Annotated in this window: 16 protein-coding genes; 6 read left to right on the top strand and 10 right to left on the bottom strand. The window is 54.1% G+C overall.

The annotated features are described in order from the left end of the window. Positions 1 to 53: 53 nt before the first annotated feature. From DNH61_RS01475 to DNH61_RS01465, 3 genes are read right to left on the bottom strand one after another with little or no spacing between them, the layout of a single operon-like run. A complete protein-coding gene (locus DNH61_RS01475) occupies positions 54 to 863 on the bottom strand; it encodes an energy-coupling factor transporter transmembrane component T family protein (RefSeq protein ID WP_111144930.1) in 810 nt (269 codons plus the stop codon). Beyond that, positions 835 to 2,586 carry an ABC transporter ATP-binding protein gene (locus tag DNH61_RS01470; protein WP_220036911.1) on the bottom strand — a complete coding sequence of 584 codons (1,752 nt, stop codon included), beginning with the start codon at positions 2,584 to 2,586 and terminating at the stop codon, positions 835 to 837. Before DNH61_RS01470 ends, DNH61_RS01475 begins: the two co-directional genes overlap by 29 nt. Beyond that, a complete protein-coding gene (locus tag DNH61_RS01465; RefSeq protein ID WP_111144928.1) occupies positions 2,579 to 3,454 on the bottom strand; it encodes a DUF8171 family membrane protein in 876 nt (291 codons plus the stop codon). The genes DNH61_RS01470 and DNH61_RS01465 overlap by 8 nt, the downstream gene beginning before the upstream one ends. Positions 3,455 to 3,664: 210 nt before the next feature. Here DNH61_RS01465 and DNH61_RS01460 point away from each other — a divergent pair, with 210 nt between their 5' ends. Continuing rightward, positions 3,665 to 4,495: a MurR/RpiR family transcriptional regulator gene (locus DNH61_RS01460; protein ID WP_111144927.1), complete on the top strand. Its 831-nt coding sequence runs from the start codon at positions 3,665 to 3,667 to the stop codon at positions 4,493 to 4,495. A 52-nt stretch (positions 4,496 to 4,547) separates the two neighbouring features. Here the strand turns inward: DNH61_RS01460 and DNH61_RS01455 are convergent, their stop codons facing one another. The 3 genes from DNH61_RS01455 to DNH61_RS01445 all read right to left on the bottom strand — a co-directional run bounded on the left by DNH61_RS01455 (position 4,548) and on the right by DNH61_RS01445 (position 6,905). Next, positions 4,548 to 5,312, bottom strand: a complete 765-nt coding sequence (locus DNH61_RS01455; protein ID WP_146240921.1) for a hypothetical protein — start codon at positions 5,310 to 5,312, stop codon at positions 4,548 to 4,550. A 281-nt stretch (positions 5,313 to 5,593) separates the two neighbouring features. Next, entirely contained in the window at positions 5,594 to 6,298 is a 705-nt protein-coding gene (locus tag DNH61_RS01450) for an ATP-binding cassette domain-containing protein (protein WP_111144925.1), read from the bottom strand. 13 nt (positions 6,299 to 6,311) lie between these two features. Next, positions 6,312 to 6,905: a TetR/AcrR family transcriptional regulator gene (locus DNH61_RS01445; RefSeq protein WP_181438538.1), complete on the bottom strand. Its 594-nt coding sequence runs from the start codon at positions 6,903 to 6,905 to the stop codon at positions 6,312 to 6,314. A gap of 147 nt (positions 6,906 to 7,052) precedes the next feature. On the opposite strand from DNH61_RS01445, the gene DNH61_RS01440 reads away from it, so the two are divergent. Both DNH61_RS01440 and DNH61_RS01435 read left to right on the top strand, forming a co-directional pair. Then, a complete protein-coding gene (locus DNH61_RS01440) occupies positions 7,053 to 7,940 on the top strand; it encodes an ABC transporter ATP-binding protein (RefSeq protein ID WP_111144923.1) in 888 nt (295 codons plus the stop codon). Beyond that, complete coding sequence (locus DNH61_RS01435) at positions 7,937 to 8,734, top strand: ABC transporter permease subunit (protein ID WP_111144922.1); 798 nt, start codon at positions 7,937 to 7,939, stop codon at positions 8,732 to 8,734. The genes DNH61_RS01440 and DNH61_RS01435 overlap by 4 nt, the downstream gene beginning before the upstream one ends. Positions 8,735 to 9,093: 359 nt before the next feature. Here the strand turns inward: DNH61_RS01435 and DNH61_RS01430 are convergent, their stop codons facing one another. Further along, positions 9,094 to 11,373, bottom strand: a complete 2,280-nt coding sequence (locus DNH61_RS01430) for a glycoside hydrolase family 3 C-terminal domain-containing protein (RefSeq protein ID WP_111144921.1) — start codon at positions 11,371 to 11,373, stop codon at positions 9,094 to 9,096. Positions 11,374 to 11,544: 171 nt separating this feature from the next. Between DNH61_RS01430 and DNH61_RS01425 the strand changes: the two genes are divergently transcribed. Beyond that, positions 11,545 to 12,849: a helix-turn-helix domain-containing protein gene (locus DNH61_RS01425; protein WP_111144920.1), complete on the top strand. Its 1,305-nt coding sequence runs from the start codon at positions 11,545 to 11,547 to the stop codon at positions 12,847 to 12,849. Here the strand turns inward: DNH61_RS01425 and DNH61_RS01420 are convergent. Next, entirely contained in the window at positions 12,785 to 13,366 is a 582-nt protein-coding gene (locus tag DNH61_RS01420) for a uracil-DNA glycosylase (protein ID WP_245947848.1), read from the bottom strand. The genes DNH61_RS01425 and DNH61_RS01420 overlap by 65 nt on opposite strands. Positions 13,367 to 13,568: 202 nt before the next feature. Here DNH61_RS01420 and DNH61_RS01415 point away from each other — a divergent pair, with 202 nt between their 5' ends. Further along, the gene (locus tag DNH61_RS01415) at positions 13,569 to 14,588 is read left to right on the top strand and encodes a serine hydrolase domain-containing protein (RefSeq protein WP_111144919.1); all 1,020 of its coding nucleotides are present in this window, start codon (positions 13,569 to 13,571) and stop codon (positions 14,586 to 14,588) included. Between the two features lie 24 nt (positions 14,589 to 14,612). Here the strand turns inward: DNH61_RS01415 and DNH61_RS01410 are convergent, their stop codons facing one another. After that, the gene (locus tag DNH61_RS01410) at positions 14,613 to 15,650 is read right to left on the bottom strand and encodes an AraC family transcriptional regulator (RefSeq protein WP_111144918.1); all 1,038 of its coding nucleotides are present in this window, start codon (positions 15,648 to 15,650) and stop codon (positions 14,613 to 14,615) included. A 114-nt stretch (positions 15,651 to 15,764) separates the two neighbouring features. Here DNH61_RS01410 and DNH61_RS01405 point away from each other — a divergent pair, with 114 nt between their 5' ends. Next, complete coding sequence (locus DNH61_RS01405; RefSeq protein WP_111144917.1) at positions 15,765 to 16,358, top strand: NAD(P)H-dependent oxidoreductase; 594 nt, start codon at positions 15,765 to 15,767, stop codon at positions 16,356 to 16,358. 52 nt (positions 16,359 to 16,410) lie between these two features. Here the strand turns inward: DNH61_RS01405 and DNH61_RS01400 are convergent, their stop codons facing one another. Continuing rightward, positions 16,411 to 17,973 carry a BCCT family transporter gene (locus tag DNH61_RS01400; RefSeq protein WP_111144916.1) on the bottom strand — a complete coding sequence of 521 codons (1,563 nt, stop codon included), beginning with the start codon at positions 17,971 to 17,973 and terminating at the stop codon, positions 16,411 to 16,413. Positions 17,974 to 18,041 lie beyond the last annotated feature (68 nt).

Below are 18,041 nucleotides of genomic sequence, written 5' to 3'. Positions count from 1 at the left end.
AGTGAAGTAATCGCAAATCCGATCAGTTTCAGAGGCATGCTATGCTCCCGTTATCAGGTCAGGCTGAACAGCAGCACAACATATAAGGCCGAAACGGCCAGAAACAGATAATCCCGCCCCTGCATGCGCAGATGAGCCAGCTTGATCCTGCGGACCTCCGCATCGTAGCCGGCATACGAGAAGCCCTTGGTCTCCAGTGCCTCTACCGTGGTACGGGCCCGCTTGGCCATGCTGAGCAGCAGCGGATAGAACGAGAGCACCGCAATTTTGACAAAATAGATGACACTCCGCCAGTACAAGATGCCATGCTTCTCCGGCGCCTTGCCCCTCAGGCGGAACGATAAGAAGATATGATGATATTCATCCAGCAGGTTTGGCAGCATCCGGTAGCCGTAGGCGATGCCGAAGGACACCTTGGCCGGAGCGCCAACCTTGAGGAGGCCGTCGCTCAGCTTCTCGGGGTCCATCGCGCAAAAGGCCGTTACACTCGCCAGTGAAATAACGGACAGCTTGAGCGTCAGCACAGCGAGCGGCATGATCGTGTCCCAGTTGCCCCCGAAGAACCACGATGCCACCAGCATGTAGCCCGCCTGACTGAGCAGACCCATACAGAGGATGGCGATAATAAGCGGGCTGATCCGCGACATGACCGTCGTGATGACCATGAAGACGAACATGCCGAGCAGGACCGGCTCCTGATGAATGAACCACGGCGCAATGCCGAAGAACAGGTACCAGATGAACAGCGTCCGGGGGTCCAGTCTGGCAAGCAGCGTATTCGCATTGCCGTAAGCGGTGTTCAGCAGCTCAATCTTGATCTGCTCCACCGAGATTTTATCCAATAGCTTGCGCACCTGCTCCATTCCTGGCCACCTCCTCTTCCCGGCCCGCTCTGCAGCGGGCTGCGAACTCCTCTACGGTATAACACAGCGGCTGCATGCCCATCCGCCTGCTGAGCTCCACGATCTGCGGGGCGGTCAAGCCCGCCTGCGCAAGCAGATACGGGTCTCCGAATACGCTCTCTCGCGTCCCGTCATGGATGACCTGCCCCTCATGCATCACGATAATCCGGCTCGCCCACTCGGCCACCAGCTGCATGTCATGCGTAGCAATGATAACCGTGTCCACATGCCGTCTTACCTCTGCCAGCATGCTGACGATGTCCTTGCGGGTGGCAATATCCAGGCTGGCGGTTGGCTCATCCAGCAGAATGATCGACGGGTCCATCGCCACCCCGATCGCAAGCGACGCCCTCCTCTGCTGCCCGCCGCTCAGCAGCCGCCCGTCCCGCTCCTGCAGCCCTGTGAGGTTGAAGCTCGACAGAATACGGTCCACCTTCTCCTGATAGCCCACTACCTTCCGGGCCTTCAGGAAGAACTCCACATCCTTGCGGATCGAGTCCTCAATGAACATATCTTCCGGGTTCTGATAAATATAGGTGACCAGGTCTGCCAGACTCTCTGGCGATGTCCTGCGCGTGTCGATCCCTTTCACGTGGACAGAGCCGCTCTCCGGCTTCGTCACACCGGTAATCAGCCGCAGCAGCGAGGATTTGCCCGCACCGTTGTTGCCGACAAGCGCCACCTGCTCACCGGGGTAGAAGGACAGCGAAACCTCACGCAGCACCGGCTTCTTGCCGCGCTCTACCGTCTTGTAAGAGAAGGAAGCGGCCTCCGTGGTGACAACCGGCTGGTCTCTGCGAATCAGCTCAGGCACTGCAAGAACGTCTGCCGCTGCGGGGACGCTACCATTTACCGGGCCAAAATACTGCTCCGCCTCCTCCAGCGTGACCGGCAGCCTGCCATGACTGCCGTGCATCCTATGAGCGGCCTGTGTCACCTGCGGCGGGAACACATCATGGCACAGCAGCTCGCCCACCTGATTCAGCGCCTCGTGCACCGGCTTTTTCCACACGAGACGCCCGCCTGCCATCAGAACGACATGCTCGCAGTAATCCGCAATAAATTCGGTATGATGCTCGATGACAATAATGGTCATCCCATGCTGTTCGTTGAAGCGCCGGAGCAGCTCATAGATCTCTCTGGCATGGCAGGGGTCAAGCTGCGCGATAGGCTCGTCTACAATTAGAATATCCGGTCCGAGCGACACGGCTCCCGCCAAGGCGAGCAGATGCTTCTGGCCGCCGCTCAGCTGCCAGATGAACTCCCGGGGGCTCGCATCCAGTCCTACCATCGCCAGCGCCTGCATGCCGCGTTCCTTGTAATTGCGCATCCCGTAATTAAGCGGGGCGAAGCTTGCATCATCCAGCACAGTCGGACGAACCAGCTGGTTCTCGAAGTCCTGGTAGACATATCCTACATGACGCGACAGCTCGGATACGGAGTGCTCATCAGTACGCAAACCGGCAATCGTCACCTCGCCGGCGTAATCCCCGGTGTAGAAGTGGGGAATCAAGCCGTTCATCGTCTTGCAGAGGGTCGACTTGGCACTGCCGTTGCCGCCAATGATGGCCACGAAATCTCCCTTGTCGATCGATAGCGACACATTGCGGAGTGCAGGCTCCTCTGCACCGGGATAGGTGAATGTCAAATCATCGATGCGGATGACAGCCTGCTGCTCATCCATGGCTGACGCCTTTCCCGCCCGCATTCCGTCTGCGGCTTACCATCACTAGGATAGTGACCAGCGCCACCAGTGCTGCGGCACCAATACTCACCCAGATGAACCAATCGCCATAGGTGTCAACGAAGTCCGCATCCCATTCAATGAGGGCCATGTCCGACTCCGCCATAAATTCCGCGATAAAGGCTCCGCAGGCTGCCACAATGGAGAGTACAATAACGCGCGGGCCCAGAATCTGGCCGATGGAGTACCGCATCTTATTGTCGCGAGGCTTCATGCCGAGCAGGGGTTCGATTTTCCCATAGAGTCTTGGCACCAGGTACATGGTCGGCAGGAGCGCGAACAGAATGCCGGAGAACAGGACATCGTTCAGGAACGACACGCCCTCAATGACAACCACACTTTCCGCAAGTCCAGGTACAGCCTCCAACTCCTCGATTCCGACCCATACCTTTCCGATATCAACCATGGAGCTGATCATCTGGTGAATGGCTACGCCGGTTATGGCGGCTATTCCGACCTGACGTCTGTTCTTCGGATCGCGCACAAGCGAGCCTGCGATGAACATCGCGAGCGAGAATGCGAGGAATTTTTCCAGCTCCCCGAGGCCGCCGAACTGTCCCAGCATGATTTCGCCAAATATAACCTCGCCAAGCGATGCCCCGACAGCCGCATACAGCGGATGAAACAGGATACACAACGTCAGCGGGATAAACGCGAAGTATTCCACCGAAAGCTCAATGGGGCCAAACCGGAACTCCGGAATCAGCTCGGTTATCATGTTCGACAATCCGTATAGTGACATCGATAGAATAAAAACCATCATCTTCTGTGATTGGGTAAGCACATACCTCTGCTTCATAAGCGACATTTCTTCCATTCCCCCCTGGGCTAATTTAACCTCAGTATAGGAACCGTTTATTAACGGGGGATATGCGTGATGTTAGTGTTTTGTTAATATTTTTACACTAATTGTTACTATGTAATTTTATTTACAAACTATTGCGATCGGTTTGCCCTTGCTGTTTAGCCCGTGATAGACTAGCCGTATATATGATCCTGACAGGAGACTTTGATATCGATGACTGCGTTCAACTGGGACACCGGCAACCTATCACCGAACCAATATAAGATTGCGGACTATATTCAGAAGAATACCCAGCTGGTTCTCTTATCCACCGAGCAGGAGATCGCTGATGCGCTTGGACTCAGCATTGCTTCGGTTTCCCGCTTCTGGCGGTCAGTTGGCTATACCAACCTGAAGGACTTCAAGGCCAAGGCCCGGGAGCAGCTGGAGATTACGCCTGCGGCGAAGATGAAATCCATCATGCACAAAGTTCAAGGGGACCGCCGGCAGCATGAGCTCCTGGACATGGCTGTCTCCAATCTGGAGGAGACGATGGCGCATTTTGACGCTGGGCAGTTTGACCAGGCTGTTCATGCCTTAACCGGAGCGGAGCGGGTGTTCATCTATGGGCAGGGCCCTTCGCAGGGGCTGGTGGAGCTGCTCTATTACCGCATGACCCGTCTCGGGCTGGAGATGAAGCGCATGCGCAATGGCAGCGAACTGTTCGAGGATCTGATTCATGTAACGGAACGGGATCTGGTCGTGCTGTTCTGCTTCATCCGCATGCTGCCCGAGTCGAAGGTCATTCTGGAGCAGGCGAAGCAGGCCGGGTACCGGACTCTGCTGATCACCGACCGGCTGGTGTCTGATTTTACCGATCTGGCTGACTATACCCTGTTCGCAAGCCGCGGGGAAATGTGGGAGTTCCATTCTATGGTTGCGCCAACCTTCCTGATCGAGAATCTGATCATTGCCGTCGGGATGCACAATCAGGAAGCCAGCCTGCGCAAGCTTGAGGAGCTGAGCCGGCTGCGGAAGCAGTATGCGGCTGATCTGCCGCGCTAGAAAAAGAGGCAGAAGCTTGGCGAATTGACGTAAAAATTAAGGCCGTCCCTGGTTATCTCGGATGACCAGGGACGGCCTCATCACTAACTGTCGTTACTGGCTGCTTCGCAACCCTCATCTTATTGCTCTCAGGATTCCACTTTAGCGTTAATATTTCACCATCATTTGAACTCACCGTAAGACCATCTGCTGTAAAATCGGCCAGGTATGTTTCAGTTAGTTCATGGTCAACTCTCATAATGGAATCACTCCCCTCTTTTATTTCCCACTTTCCATCAGCGAAGGGTTCCAACGCAGACTCAATGCCGAGTGTGTTATCTTGGATACTTACACGATCTGCAAACGCCTGCCTCGGACGACCTCCCATGTCAGTTCCAGTCAATATGATTAGTTCATCGAACTGTCTGGCTTCATGGATTTGTCTGGTATCTGCTTGGAATAGGGGATAAACCTTAATCTCCTTCCCTTCAGTGTGCTGCAGGAAACTATAGCTGGAATCAGAAGACTCACCGAATATCTCGGGCCTACCCCTGTATGAAAATATTCTGCCAATCGGTAGTTCTAATAGATCCAGGTTAGAAGATAACTCAGAGAAGTCCTCCTGCTTAAGATGCAGGGTAGTCCTTTGATGCAAATAAGCCTCCAGCTTTTCCATTGTATAACGCAACAACTCAGCCGGGTTATCGAAGTCCCCTTCATTCTCCAGGAAGTAAAAGGCACTCTTGATCTGTTCCTCTATAGTCTCCTTTTCCTCAGCTCTTTGAATATACGCATTGTCCTCTTTCGATTCATCTCTTCTTTCATGCTGGTTGTTCACTTGGTTCTCTGTACTCTGTATACTGCGGTCGGAAAATGGGCTGCTGCATGCGGGCGTTGTCAACATGATTGCGCACACAGCAGATGCTAACATGACTTTTGTCCTTATGCTATTCACTTCTAATTCACCGTCTCTCTTCTGAAATAAGGAATAAACCAGAGGAAACGCTAATCCTCTGGTTATTGAATTTATGGATTATTAATCCCAACCACTAAAGAAGCTATTAAATATAGTAACAAACAAGTAATTACCGGAATTATATTGTGGGAAAGGTGACAGTCTCACATCAAATGTGTGGGGGGTATACTTATATAGTGAGTAAGTAAGTTCCACAATTTTTTATCCAGATATCGCGCCAGCTCATTGATTTGCTCGGCCAGCCTGATCTGATTGGCAGGAGAAAGTGATGTTTCCGGCTCGTCCAAAAGATACAGCTGCCCAGGCAGCAGATACTCCTCGAAGAACTGCATGGACGTTTCCCCGTTCGAATATTTTTCTTGGGAGAATTGAATGATCTCCAGCTTCTTCTTGTACTCATACGTCGTTTCATACTCAGCCGCCTGCGCCTTGCTCATCCCTTTGTTCATCTGCTGATATAGGATATCCTCACGCAGCACGGAGTCTTGCTGTATCTTCTTGATTTCATACAAGATATCCTCTGATTTCATATACCGGCTTCCTTCCGGAAGCTGCCTGATTTCCTTATCCTGCTCATCAGCCCCAAGCTGATAGCTGCTCAAATCGAGGAAACGCCGAGCATACATACCGTCCCCAGAGCTTGTCATTCTTTCCGCCCCGGAGATTCCCAGCTTGTTCGCTATCACATTGAGCAGCGTGGATTTTCCGCTGCCGTTATTGCCATACAGCACCGTAATCCGGTCAAACAGAAACACCTCTCCAGCCACATGCTTGAATACATAATCAGGGTAGATGTTGGGGTTTCGATCCGTATAATCTGACAGCTTGAAGCTCCTCAAATAAATCATTGCCGTGCTCCTTTTACCCGTCTCGCCTGTTCAGCAGGCCGTAGAAGAACATTTTGGACAAATCCTCAGCAAGCTTCGAATTCTTCTCTTTGTCCGGGGAAAACTCAAACTGGTTCATTGCATTCTGCAAAATGTTTAAATACGCCATAATGGACTCGTTCGAGATGGACGGGTCGATATACCCCTCCCGCTTGCCTTCCTCCAGCAGGCCGATCATGAAAGGGATGTACTCGCGGTACAGCTCCTCAATCACCCCTCTGACTCCTTCATCCTGCATCAATGCATTCAAGAAGTCCGGGCTTAGCTTACGGGATACATCCGTCGTTTCGAAGATTAGCCGCTCAATCTTAGCCGGATAGCTAAGTCCAGGCTGGCTGGTAACCGCTACCCGGTCCTCCCACTCCTGCTGCAAGTAAGAACGGATCACCTGCTTGACCAGCTCATCCTTCGTGCCAAAATGATTATATATCGTTACCGGCGATACATTCGCCTTCTTGGCTATTTCCGCAAGACTTACCTTCTCAATACCGTAACTCGTAAATAATTCAATCGCCGCTTGGCGAACCTTCTCCTTCTTCTTCTCCGTTCGCAGCTGATAACCGTCCAACTTTCTCACCTCTTCTAATAGCTTAAAGGATGTTTTGAACGGTTTCAACATATATTATTCAAAACGTATTGACATTTGCTCCGCACAGCTAATATTATGAATGATATATACACGACTTATTCATTTCATTTAGAGAGAAGGGACGCCATGAGCATAAAGCTGAACCGTCTAAGCAAGTCCTTCGGTCCCGGCAAGGGTATCTTCGATCTGTCACTGGAAGTCAGGGAAGGCGAGGTGTTCGGTTATCTCGGTCCTAATGGGGCGGGAAAATCGACGACCATCCGCCATCTGATGGGCTTCATGAAGCCCTCTGGCGGCTCTGCCAGCATCCGCAGGCTGGACTGCTGGAGCCAGAGCGCGGAGATACAGCAATTCGTCGGCTATCTGCCGGGCGAGATCGCTTTTGTCGAGGGGCTGAACGGGAGTGAGATGCTTGACCTGCTGGGCGGCATGCGAAAGATGAGAAGCACGGCGAAGCGCAAGCAGCTTATTGACCGCTTCCAGTTCGATGTGAAGACACCGATCAAGAAGATGTCCAAGGGAATGAAACAGAAGGTCGGCATCGTGGCAGCCTTCATGCATGACCCCGATATCCTAATTCTCGACGAGCCCACGTCCGGCCTTGACCCGCTTATGCAGAGTGAATTCATCCGGCTCATTCTGGAGGAGAAGGCCCGCGGCAAAACCATCTTCATGTCTTCCCATCTGTTCGAGGAAATTGAACGCACCTGCGATACGGTTGGTATCATCAAGGACGGGCGCCTGGCGGCAATCGAGAATATACACAGCCTTCAATCGTCCCGGCAGAAGATGTTTGCGATAACGGTGAAGAGCCAGGATGATGTTCTGCAGCTGCAGCAGTCCGGTCTGCGCATTATAGCCGTACAGGAGTTCATAGTCACCGTCGAAGTTCAAGGCAATTATGAAGCGCTTGTGCAGGCTCTGGCCCGCTGCGGCATTGCCAACATCGACATCCGGCAGCAGAGCCTCGAAGAGATGTTCATGGATTACTACGATCGGGGGATGGCAAAATGATCAGCTTACCGTTGTTCAAGGCTTCGATGAAGAAGACACTCAAGCTGCTCCTCGGCTTCTCCCTCGTCATGGTCTTCTACCTGCTTATTACAGCCTATATGTACGACCCAAGCGGTGAATCCGACCCGTTCAGCGCGCTGCCGGAGGGCATGCGTGAAGCACTTGGCCTGCTAGACGGACCGCAAACGATCGAAGGCTTCCTGTCCACGGGCTTCTACGGCGTTACCTTCCTGGTATTCATGGCCATCTTCTGCCTGATTGTCGCCAATCAACTGATGGCAAGTCTCGTGGACCGCGGTTCTATGGCGTATCTGCTGGCTACCCCGGTATCTAGAGGAAGAGTCGCACGGACGCAAGCCGCTGTGCTGCTCGTTTCCCTGCTGGTTATTGCCATCGTGCTTACTGCTGCAGGCCTGCTGGGCATTTCCCAGGTAACTGGCGGTGCAGAGGTGGACGTATCTGTATTCATCCAAGTTAACCTGATCGCTTTCCTGCTGTTCTTCGTTGTCAGCGGGTATGCGTTCCTGTCCTCATCGGTCTTCAACGAGTCGAAGCAGGCCATATCCGCATCAGGCGGACTGACGCTGTTCATGTACCTCTGCGGTATCGCCGCCAACTCCTCGTCAGAGCTCAGCTGGCTCAAGAATCTCTCACTGTTCAGCGTGTTCCAGCCCATGTCCATTGTTCAGGGCGACACTCCGGTTGGACTGCTGGCCGCTATATTGGCTGTAACGGGTGCCGCACTTTATGCAGTAAGCTTCGCTGCTTTCAGGCGGCGGGATTTGCCACTGTAGAATAGGCGTTGGTTACCTGAGCATCTTTATCTACTCAACAGGAAAAACAACACTACGATGATAACAATACTAAAAATCGTAGTTAAGCATCCTGACTGGTAACCGATCCATGCCCGCCCAAGCGAATGTGAAAAATTTAAAAACGGATTTCTTTTATACTCCTCTTGCAAGATCTTTTCCCTCTTGTTCATTACGACCCCTCCCTAGTCATCGCCATTAGTGTGGGGAATATCACCTGTTACCTGCAAAGCTGACGCCCTATACAGGGCGTCCAGCCCATACTCCCTCTTTATTCTTCTGATACCCGTAAGATAACTTAAAGATTCAAGAGCCTGCGACTTCCAATCATTCCACCACACTTACTCCACGCTGTTCAGTTTCGTCAGCAGCCCGTTCAGCATTTCCTCCGTAAACTTCTCCGGATTAAAGGCAACGAGGCCGCGCAGCGGCATGAACCGCATCATCGCTTTAAACATCTCGTAGCCTTCATCTCCCTCAGTCATGCTGGCAAAAGGGCTTCCCTCATTCGCCTTCGCCATGACATCCCGGAAAATCGGAGCAAGCCTCGGATCCTCCAGCAGATCGCCTGCCGGTGTATTGCGAGTCACGACCTTGCGGACGGCAGCAGTCGAGCTTACGTGAAGCTGCTCCTGCAGCACGATCTCTCTCGATGATTTGCCAATGAGAATCTGGAAGCCCCCGGTCTCCACATGCCAGTCCTGAAGCTCCGTATTGTAATAAGCGAAGGCCCGCTTGCCGAGTGTAAAAGATACCTGCTTCTGCTCGCCCGGCTGCAGCTCCACCTTCGCGAAGCCCTTCAGCTCCTTGTCCGGCCGGATCGCCGTGCTCTTCTCATCGCGCACATAGAGCTGCACGACTTCCTTGCCTGCCACGGCACCGACGTTCTTCACCGTTACCGTAACCTCGACTGTATCCTGGTCTGTCATCTCTGAACGGGAAACCATCAAGCCGCTGTAGGCAAACTCGGTGTAACTAAGCCCATACCCGAACGGGAACAGGGGCTCGATGCCCTGCGCATCATAGAAGCGGTAGCCGACGAAGATCCCTTCCTTGTATTCCACCCTGTCGCCCTCACCCGGAAAATTGAGCTGAGCAGGATTATGCTGCAGCTTCACGGGGAAGGTCTCCGCCAGCTTGCCGCTCGGATTGACGTCACCGAGCAGCACATCTGCAGCCGCCCCGCCAAATGCCTGCCCGCCGAGGTAGCCTTCCAGCACGGCCTTGGCGCTGCCGATCCACGGCATCTCGATTGGCGCGCCGTTGCTCAGCACCACGACCAGGTTCGGCTGCACCGCAGCCACTGCTTCAATCAGCTCCCCGTGGTTATCCGGCATCTGCAGATGTTCACGGTCATAGCCCTCCGACTCGAACCGGTCCGGCAGGCCGACGAACAGGACTGCTGTCTCTGCAGCCGCAGCGGCAGCCACCGCTTCATCCCGCAGCGCCGTATCCGTCACATTCTGTTCCAGCTTATAGCCCTGCGCGTATGTTACACTGCCGCTGTCTGCCATCAGCTTGCTGATTTCCTCGAAGGGAATATCCAGCTTGGTGGGATTGATATGCGAGCTGCCGCCTCCCTGAAACCGCGGCTGCATGGCCAGCTGGCCAATTACCGCCAGCCTGCTGTTCTTTCCAAGCGGCAGAATGCCGTCCTCGTTCTTAAGCAGAACCATGCTCTCGCCGGCTGCCCGGCGGGCAAGCCGGTGATGCTGCTCCTTATCGTACTCCGCGTTCGGCTTCTTACTGCCGTCCGCCCGCAGAATAATCGTCAGCAGCCGCTCCACCGCCCGGTCCAGCACTTCCTCCGATAGAGAGCCATCCTTAACGGCTTCGATGATTTTGTGATCGCCAAGTCCGCTGCTCGAAGGCATCTCCAGTTCCAGTCCGGCACGCAGAGCGCTAACCCGCTCATCCACTGCACCCCAGTCGGAGACCACAAACCCATCGAAGCCCCATTCATCGCGTAAAATATTCGTCAGCAGCCATTCGTTCTCCGAGGCATACGTCCCGTTGACCTTATTATAGGCGCTCATAACTGTCCAAGGCCTGCCTTCCTTAACGGCCGTCTCGAAGCTCGCCAGGTAAATCTCCCGCAGCGTTCGTTCATCGATCACAGCATCCACCGACATCCTGCGGTGCTCCTGATTATTAGCTGCAAAATGCTTCAGCGACGTTCCCACCCCTTGGCTCTGAACACCCTGGATATGGCTGGCGGCAAGCTCTGACGATAAATATGGATCCTCCGAGAAATACTCGAAATTCCGACCGCAGAGCGGAGACCGCTTAATATTGGCGCCTGGACCGAGCAGCACGGATACACCCTCCGCTTGGCACTCTTCGCCAAGAGCTTCGCCGACGCTGCGGATCAGCTCCCGGTCCCATGTGCTCGCAAGACCTGCTGCAGTGGGGAAACAGGTTGCCGGCACGCTGTTGAACAGGCCCAGATGATCTGCCCCCTGCTCCTGCTTGCGCAGCCCGTGAGGACCGTCGGTAACCATGATCGAGGGAATGCCGAGGCGTTCGACGCCCTTCAGCTCCCAGAAGTTTTTCCCTGAGCAGAGGCCCGCTTTTTCCTCTAGGGTCATCTCTGCAATCAATTCTTGTATACGCTTATTCACATCTATTCCTCCTTAGCGGTTTATAAGGCAGGTATGGCTGGACTTCATTTTTTATAGCGCTTACAACAGTTAGCATACGGGATTTTGTGATATGATTATTGTACTTTCTTAATATTTTTATTGTTATTTAAATACTCCAGAAGCTTAACTATACGGTTGGGAGGAAACACAGTGGATGAGTCAGCAATTGCAGAGATCGCAGAGATTGCAACGCTTATGCATGAAACCTTCCGCGTTCCGGTTCACTACTTGTCCGCCAGCGGGGATACGTTGTATGAATCACCCGCCTTTCACCGAGCCAACCCTTTCTACTCGTCGTGGGAAGAGCTGCTCCGGCTTTGCGGGCATGAAGGAAATATCTCATCCCCCCTCCCAAGGCTTGCGGTGACCCCCTATCTGGAGCAATTCGTCTTCATGAACGATATTCAGGAAGGCCGCTGCCTGGGGATGTACATCGTCGGCCCTCTCCTGCAGGCGAGACTCACAGATGCACATATGAAAGGCCTGGTTAAAGACCAGTCCGGCATCATAGGCCAGACCGCTGTCCTTATGTACTATCAGTCTCTGCGCGGCATGAGCGAGGAGAGCCTGCAGCGTGCCAGCCTTATGCTTCATTATCTCGTCTATGGTGTTCGCTTGAGCTATGAAGAGCTTCTCAGCGCCAATAGGCAGCCGAGCGCCGCTGTGGAGATTGATGAACCGCTGCTGGCCTTCTCCAAGGTACGTGAAAATATCAGCTTCCACCACGATCCGGTGATCGAGCTCCGGCTGTTTGATTGTGTGCGCAGGGGCCAGCCGGATGCGCTTGCGGAGCATCAGCAGGCCATGGCCGAAGAGCAGGTTGGGGTATTGTCCAGGTCGAGCTACCTGCGCAGCCAGAAGAATCTCTTCATTGCCGTTGTGACACTTGCTACCCGAGCGGCTATTCAGGGCGGGCTTCATTCCGAAATCGCCTTTACCTTGAGCGACCTGTACATTCAGCGGGTTGAAGACCTGACTGAGCCTTCCACAATCCGCGAGCTGTCGAATGACGCCCTGTATACCTTCGCATCACGCGTCAAGGAAGCACACAACAACCGCTACAGCAGGGCCGTGACCCTGTGTATCAACTATATTTTCAATCATCTGTATGAAGCCATTACCCTGGATAAGCTCGCCCACCTTACCGGGCTTCACCCTACTTACGTGTCTGCGCTCTTCAAGCAGGAAGTCGGGGTCCCTCTCAGCCGGTATATTCAGAACGTTCGAATTGAGGAGGCCAAGAACCTGCTCGCGCTGACCAATTACTCGATTACCAAGATTTATACGCTCCTCAGCTTCCCCGATCAGAGCTATTTCACGAGGGTGTTCAAGCAGCTCACCGGCATGACCCCGAAGAAATTCAGGGACAGCCGTCAATTCGAGCCCGGCATCACGGGGCCAGAACCATCAGCTTCTCGCGTACAAGCGCCAGATCCTCCAGCAGATATCTCATAAGCACCGGCCGTCTGCGCACAGCAAGCGGATGATAGGAGAACACCGCAGGGATGCCCTCATAGTCATGCCACCGCCCGCGCAGGCTCTTAACATCCTTCTCTTCAGATTGGTACAGCTCCTGCACAACGGTATTGCCAAGTCCCAGCAGGATGCGGGGCTTCTGCCGCTCCAGCTGGAAGGCCAGATGGGGAGAGCAGGCCGCTCTTGCAGCCGGCTTGTCATAAGCGCGGATCGGCCTGCACTTCAGCAGGTAGCTCACATAGATTTGATCCAGCGCTATTCCGGTCTCCCGCAGTCCCTGCTGCAGCGTGTCTCGCGTTCCGCAGACGAATGCCTGTCCATCCTTGTCTTCACGCGCTCCCGGATTGTCCAGCAGAATGAAGACAGGAGCTCCGGGATTTCCCTCACCCCATACCATGCGGCGCCTTTGCCCCGCCAGCTCGCATTTCATGCAGCCTGCCGCATAGGGAGGGACTTCTTCCTCTGTCAAAATGACGGATTCTATGCTGCTCGGCATATTCGAAGCCTCCTCTGCCCGGTCTGCCTCCGCTGACTAGCCGGCAGTTTACCAAGTTTAATGCCCTTATTATCTCAACAGCAGCCTGGAAATAACCGCATATTCAGCGATTCTGCTGACTGGTTCATTTGGTGCTTGCCCGTTTCCAGATCTGGATATAACATGTGGATATTAGCCGCCTACTGAAAGGAACGATGTCTGAATGTCCACAGCTACTATTACAAATTCTCTGCATGCTTTTCTTGAGCCGCTTGCGCAGGAACGTAAATTCAGCGGAGCGATTCTGTCATCCATGAATGGCCGTATCTTGTTCTCGCAAGGATACGGGGAGGCCAACCTTGAGCTGGGGGTTCCCAATACCCCGCAGACCAGATTCCGTATCGGCTCGATTACCAAGACCTTCACCTCCACAGCTGTCATGCAGCTGATTGGCCAAGGCCTGATCAAACTCGAAGACACGATTGACCGCTATTTTCCCGATCAGCAGGGCGGCACCGGCATCACGATTCACCATCTGCTGACTCATACATCCGGCATTCCCAGCTATACGGCAGATCCCTCCATGGCGCAGTGGTGTGCTCAGAGCTGTACGCCCCGGGAGCTCGCGGAACGCTTCATGGATCGGCAGCTCGAATTCGCACCTGGTGAACGCTACGCCTATTCCAACTCCGGGTATACTCTGCTGGGACTGCTGATCGAACAGGTGTCCGGGCAGCCCTATGGCGAATACCTCAAGCAGCATATCTTTGAACCTGCGGGCATGACGAAGACCCAGGTCGATGACCCGGGTATGATTATCCCTATGCGGGCAGCAGGCTACCATACGGCAGAGGACGGCGCGCTGCTTAATGCCCCATATTTTGATATCTCGAACGCCTTCGCTGCCGGTTCCATCCTCTCGACTGTGGAAGACATGCATCTGTGGGACCTGGCTCTAGCCTCAGATGCTCTGCTGGACGCCTCTCTCAAGGAGCAAATGTTCACCCCGTATGCGACCGATTCCGAACAGGGATATGACTATGGCTATGGATGGATTATTCAGGAGTCACCCTACGGCAGGATAGCTGCTCACAGCGGCGGCATTCCAGGCTTCACCTCGCTGCTGATGCGTTTTCTGGAAACGGGTGTGACCCTGCACGTGTTGAGCAACATATTGCAGGATATTAATCCGATCAGCCAGGCTGCAGCCGACATCATCCATAAGGAGCTTAATCCGGCATAGAGACTTGGCGGGACTGTTCCCGGTCTATATCGCGCTCGCTCTGTCCTGCTGGGAAGCCAGCCTGTACTGCTTTGGCGTTAGTCCAGTCCACCTCTTGAAGGCGTTCTGGAAGGCACTCGGCTCTGAGAAATGCAGGAGGTAAGCAATCTCGGCAATCGTATACTCGGGCTTCGCGAGGTAACCGGATGCCAGCTCCCGCCGGACCTGATTCATCAGATCCTGATAGGTGGTCTGCTCCTGCTGCAGCCTCGCCTGCAGGCTGCGGGCGCTCATCTGGAAGGCCTGTGCAGCCTCCTTCAGCCCCGGCAGGGAAGCAGGCGCCAGCTTCAGCAGCCAATTATACAGCTCATCGGTGAATGTGCGTCCCTGCAGCAGCCGCTGCCTTGCTCCCTCCGCAATCGCTTCGAACGTCCGCAGCAGCTTGGCGTCACCGAACACAATCGGGTATTCGAGCACTTCCTTCGGCACCCGCATGCGGCTGGCCGGCCTATCGAACAGCGGCTGAACACCCAGCACGCTTACATAATCAGCTAACGGAACTTCCACTGCTTCAGAATGGGCAAAATGGAGCTCCTTAAGCGCTATGGTCCGGCAGCTGAGCTTCATCATCAGATGATACACGGAGCTGACCATGTCCTCCATGCAGTGCCTGCCCGGCTTCTTCAGCGGGTTAGACTGGAAGGAGGTCGTAATCAAGAGGTCGTCCCCCTGTACCTCTGTATCGATATTAAAGCCGCTGCACACGATCACATTATAGGTCTGGTAAGCCTTCAAAGCCTGACCAACCGTGCCGGAATGAAGCATAACGTAACCCAGTATTCCCAGATCGGACACCTCCACTCGCTGCCCCTGATGCAGACCGAACAGCGGATCTCCCGTCACGGCAGCAGCCAGCTCGGTAACCCGCTCGAAATCCTGCTCCGGAAGCCGGGCCTCGGCATCCTCAAGCAGCTCTCCGCTGATCCGCGCCTGCCTTAGAAATTCCTCTTGATCAAAGCCGCTTCGCAGAATCGTCTTCATGATTGGATACAGCAAAGCTACGGACACGCCCAAGTCCCTCATAAATACCCCCCGCCTGCATGTTTGGTCAGTAATCGTGCACCATTCATCATATTCGTTCCGCTCCCGGTTATTGTACGCTTAGTCTATCTTATCACAGCGACAAGGAGATGGAATATGAGCACACAGAGGCGAAACAATATAGCCGTCATCAACGGGCATCCCGATGCGGAAAGCTATTGTACAGCGTTAACAGCGTCTTATGTAAAAGGGGCCGCAGGCAGCGGCGCTTCTGTAAGAGAAATTTCTCTGGGGTCCCTGCAGTTCAACCCCAACCTGCAGTATGGATACCGTCAGCGGACCGAGCTGGAGCCTGACCTGCTGGCCGCACAGGAAATCATTCGCTGGGCGGATCACCTGGTATTCATCTATCCGTTATGGTGGGGCACGGTCCCCGGAATTCTGAAAGGGTTCATTGACCGGGTATTCCTTCCCGGCTTTGCCTTCCAGACCAGGCCGAACTCGCAGCTGTGGGATAAGCTGCTGACCGGCAAATCCGCCCGAATGGTCGTCACGATGGATTCGCCGCCGTGGTACTTCAAGCTGGTGCACCGTTCAGCCGGGCACACAGTTATGAAGCGGGGCATTCTGCAGTTCAGCGGCGTTAATCCCGTTAAGATTACGAATATCGGCCCGGTTAAGCCATCTACGGCAGAGCAGCGGGATAGATGGCTGCAGACTGTGCATGACTTGGGGGCCCGTCGCTTATGAAGCCAGCCAGGCTGCCGCAGATCAGCGTTTAACCGCCTGAACGGCAGCCTGCTTATTTCTGCTCATGGGGAGCAGAACGGTCCGACTTTTCCCGAAGCCGCCGGAACCGCTCGATGTCCGCCTTATGAATAGGCAGGGGCTCCTTGCGGATGAGCTTCACCATACCGAAACCGAGTAGCAGGAGCAGCACCGTAAACGGCAGTGCCGCGACCAGCGAAGCCGTCTGCAGGGCCCTGAGCCCGCCTGCATTCAGAAGAACGCCTGCTATAGCGGCTACGAGTACACCCCATGTAATCTTTACGCGCTTCTTCGGATGCAGGCTGCCGTAAGTTGTCATACTTCCCAGGATGAATGTCGCCGAATCTGCCGAAGTCACAAGGAAGACGAAGATCAGCAGGATCGCCAGCACCGACAGGATATTCGTTAGCGGCAGCTGTTCAAACAACTGAAAGAGCGCATCCGCATTATCCTGATCGACAACGGAAGCAATATCCGTGTTCTGGTACAGATCCTGCCATAATGCAGTCCCGCCCAGCACGGAAATCCAGACACAGGCTATAGCCGGGGGGATGAACATGACACCAATGATGAATTCGCGGACGGTGCGCCCCTTGGAAACCCGTGCGATGAAGGCACCAACGTAAGGCGACCAGGCGATGGCCCATGCCCAGTAGAAGAGGGTCCATTCACGCAGCCAGCTGCCGCTGCCATAAGGCTGTATCCGCGTACTGTAATAAACAAAGTTCGTGATATAATCGCCGAGCGCCAAAGTGAAGGATTTCAGGATGAAGACGGTAGGCCCCGCGAAGAACACGAACAGCATCAACCCGAGCGCAAGACCAAGGTTAACATTGCTTAAATACCGGATTCCCTTGTTTAGCCCGGTTGTCGAGGATACCGTATACGCGGCAAAGACGGCCAGAATGATACCAACCTGCACATAGAACTGCTCACCAAGGCCAAACACCGTATTGAGGCCGCTGTTCATTTGAAGTACACCGAGGCCAACAGAAGTGGCAACACCCATTACTGTTGCGATCACGGCGAAGGAGTCTATGGAGTGCTTGATCACCGGCTTACTCCCGGTTACCGGCTCAAGTGCAGTAGAGACCAGTCCATCCTTCTGCTTGCGGAACCACAGCAGCGCAATGATAAGGCCTACAAGGGCAAAGACCGCCCACTGGCTGATGCCCCAATGGAAGAAGGCGTACCCCAACGCAATCCTCGCCGCCTCCTCTGTATTCGCTTCTACATCCGCGAAGGGCGTCTTGGCAAAGTGGCTCATTGGCTCCGCTACTCCCCAGAATACAAGGCCCACACCAAAGCCTGCCGAGAAAAGCATGCCTATCCATGTTAAAAAAGGGAATTCCGGTTTCTGGTCTTCGCCGCCCAGCCGGATTCCGCCGTACTTGCTGATTGCTAGCCCGATCAATAGCAGAATAATGATGCCTACCACAAGCATGTAAAACCATCCGAACTTCTCCGTTGTAAAATGAAACAGCTTATTAGCCGTATCCTCAAACTGTCTTGGCATGACGGCTCCCAGTATTACCAGTACGATTGTAATCGAGGCCGATACCAGGAAAACCGGGTTCTTGAATACCCGTTTCTTCATTATTCAGGTCCCCCCATACTACCGTAAAGGGCCAGACGATTCTGCTGAACCACCCCTGTAAGCTGTAT

Source organism: Paenibacillus sambharensis, assembly GCF_003233845.1.
Taxonomy (GTDB): Bacteria; Bacillota; Bacilli; order Paenibacillales; family Paenibacillaceae; genus Paenibacillus_I; species Paenibacillus_I sambharensis.
Note: the sequence above shows the minus strand (reverse complement) of the source record. Positions and strands in the feature narration are given on the sequence as shown.

Excerpts from the sequence above, each read along its gene's own strand:
- DNH61_RS01475 (WP_111144930.1), bottom strand. The coding sequence starts at position 863 with ATGGAGCAGGTGCGCAAGCTATTGGATAAAATCTCGGTGGAGCAGATC.
- DNH61_RS01470 (WP_220036911.1), bottom strand. The coding sequence starts at position 2,586 with ATGGATGAGCAGCAGGCTGTCATCCGCATCGATGATTTGACATTCACC.
- DNH61_RS01465 (WP_111144928.1), bottom strand. The coding sequence starts at position 3,454 with ATGTCGCTTATGAAGCAGAGGTATGTGCTTACCCAATCACAGAAGATG.
- DNH61_RS01460 (WP_111144927.1), top strand. The coding sequence starts at position 3,665 with ATGACTGCGTTCAACTGGGACACCGGCAACCTATCACCGAACCAATAT.
- DNH61_RS01450 (WP_111144925.1), bottom strand. The coding sequence starts at position 6,298 with ATGATTTATTTGAGGAGCTTCAAGCTGTCAGATTATACGGATCGAAAC.
- DNH61_RS01440 (WP_111144923.1), top strand. The coding sequence starts at position 7,053 with ATGAGCATAAAGCTGAACCGTCTAAGCAAGTCCTTCGGTCCCGGCAAG.
- DNH61_RS01435 (WP_111144922.1), top strand. The coding sequence starts at position 7,937 with ATGATCAGCTTACCGTTGTTCAAGGCTTCGATGAAGAAGACACTCAAG.
- DNH61_RS01420 (WP_245947848.1), bottom strand. The coding sequence starts at position 13,366 with ATGCCGAGCAGCATAGAATCCGTCATTTTGACAGAGGAAGAAGTCCCT.
- DNH61_RS01415 (WP_111144919.1), top strand. The coding sequence starts at position 13,569 with ATGTCCACAGCTACTATTACAAATTCTCTGCATGCTTTTCTTGAGCCG.
- DNH61_RS01410 (WP_111144918.1), bottom strand. The coding sequence starts at position 15,650 with ATGAGGGACTTGGGCGTGTCCGTAGCTTTGCTGTATCCAATCATGAAG.
- DNH61_RS01405 (WP_111144917.1), top strand. The coding sequence starts at position 15,765 with ATGAGCACACAGAGGCGAAACAATATAGCCGTCATCAACGGGCATCCC.
- DNH61_RS01400 (WP_111144916.1), bottom strand. The coding sequence starts at position 17,973 with ATGAAGAAACGGGTATTCAAGAACCCGGTTTTCCTGGTATCGGCCTCG.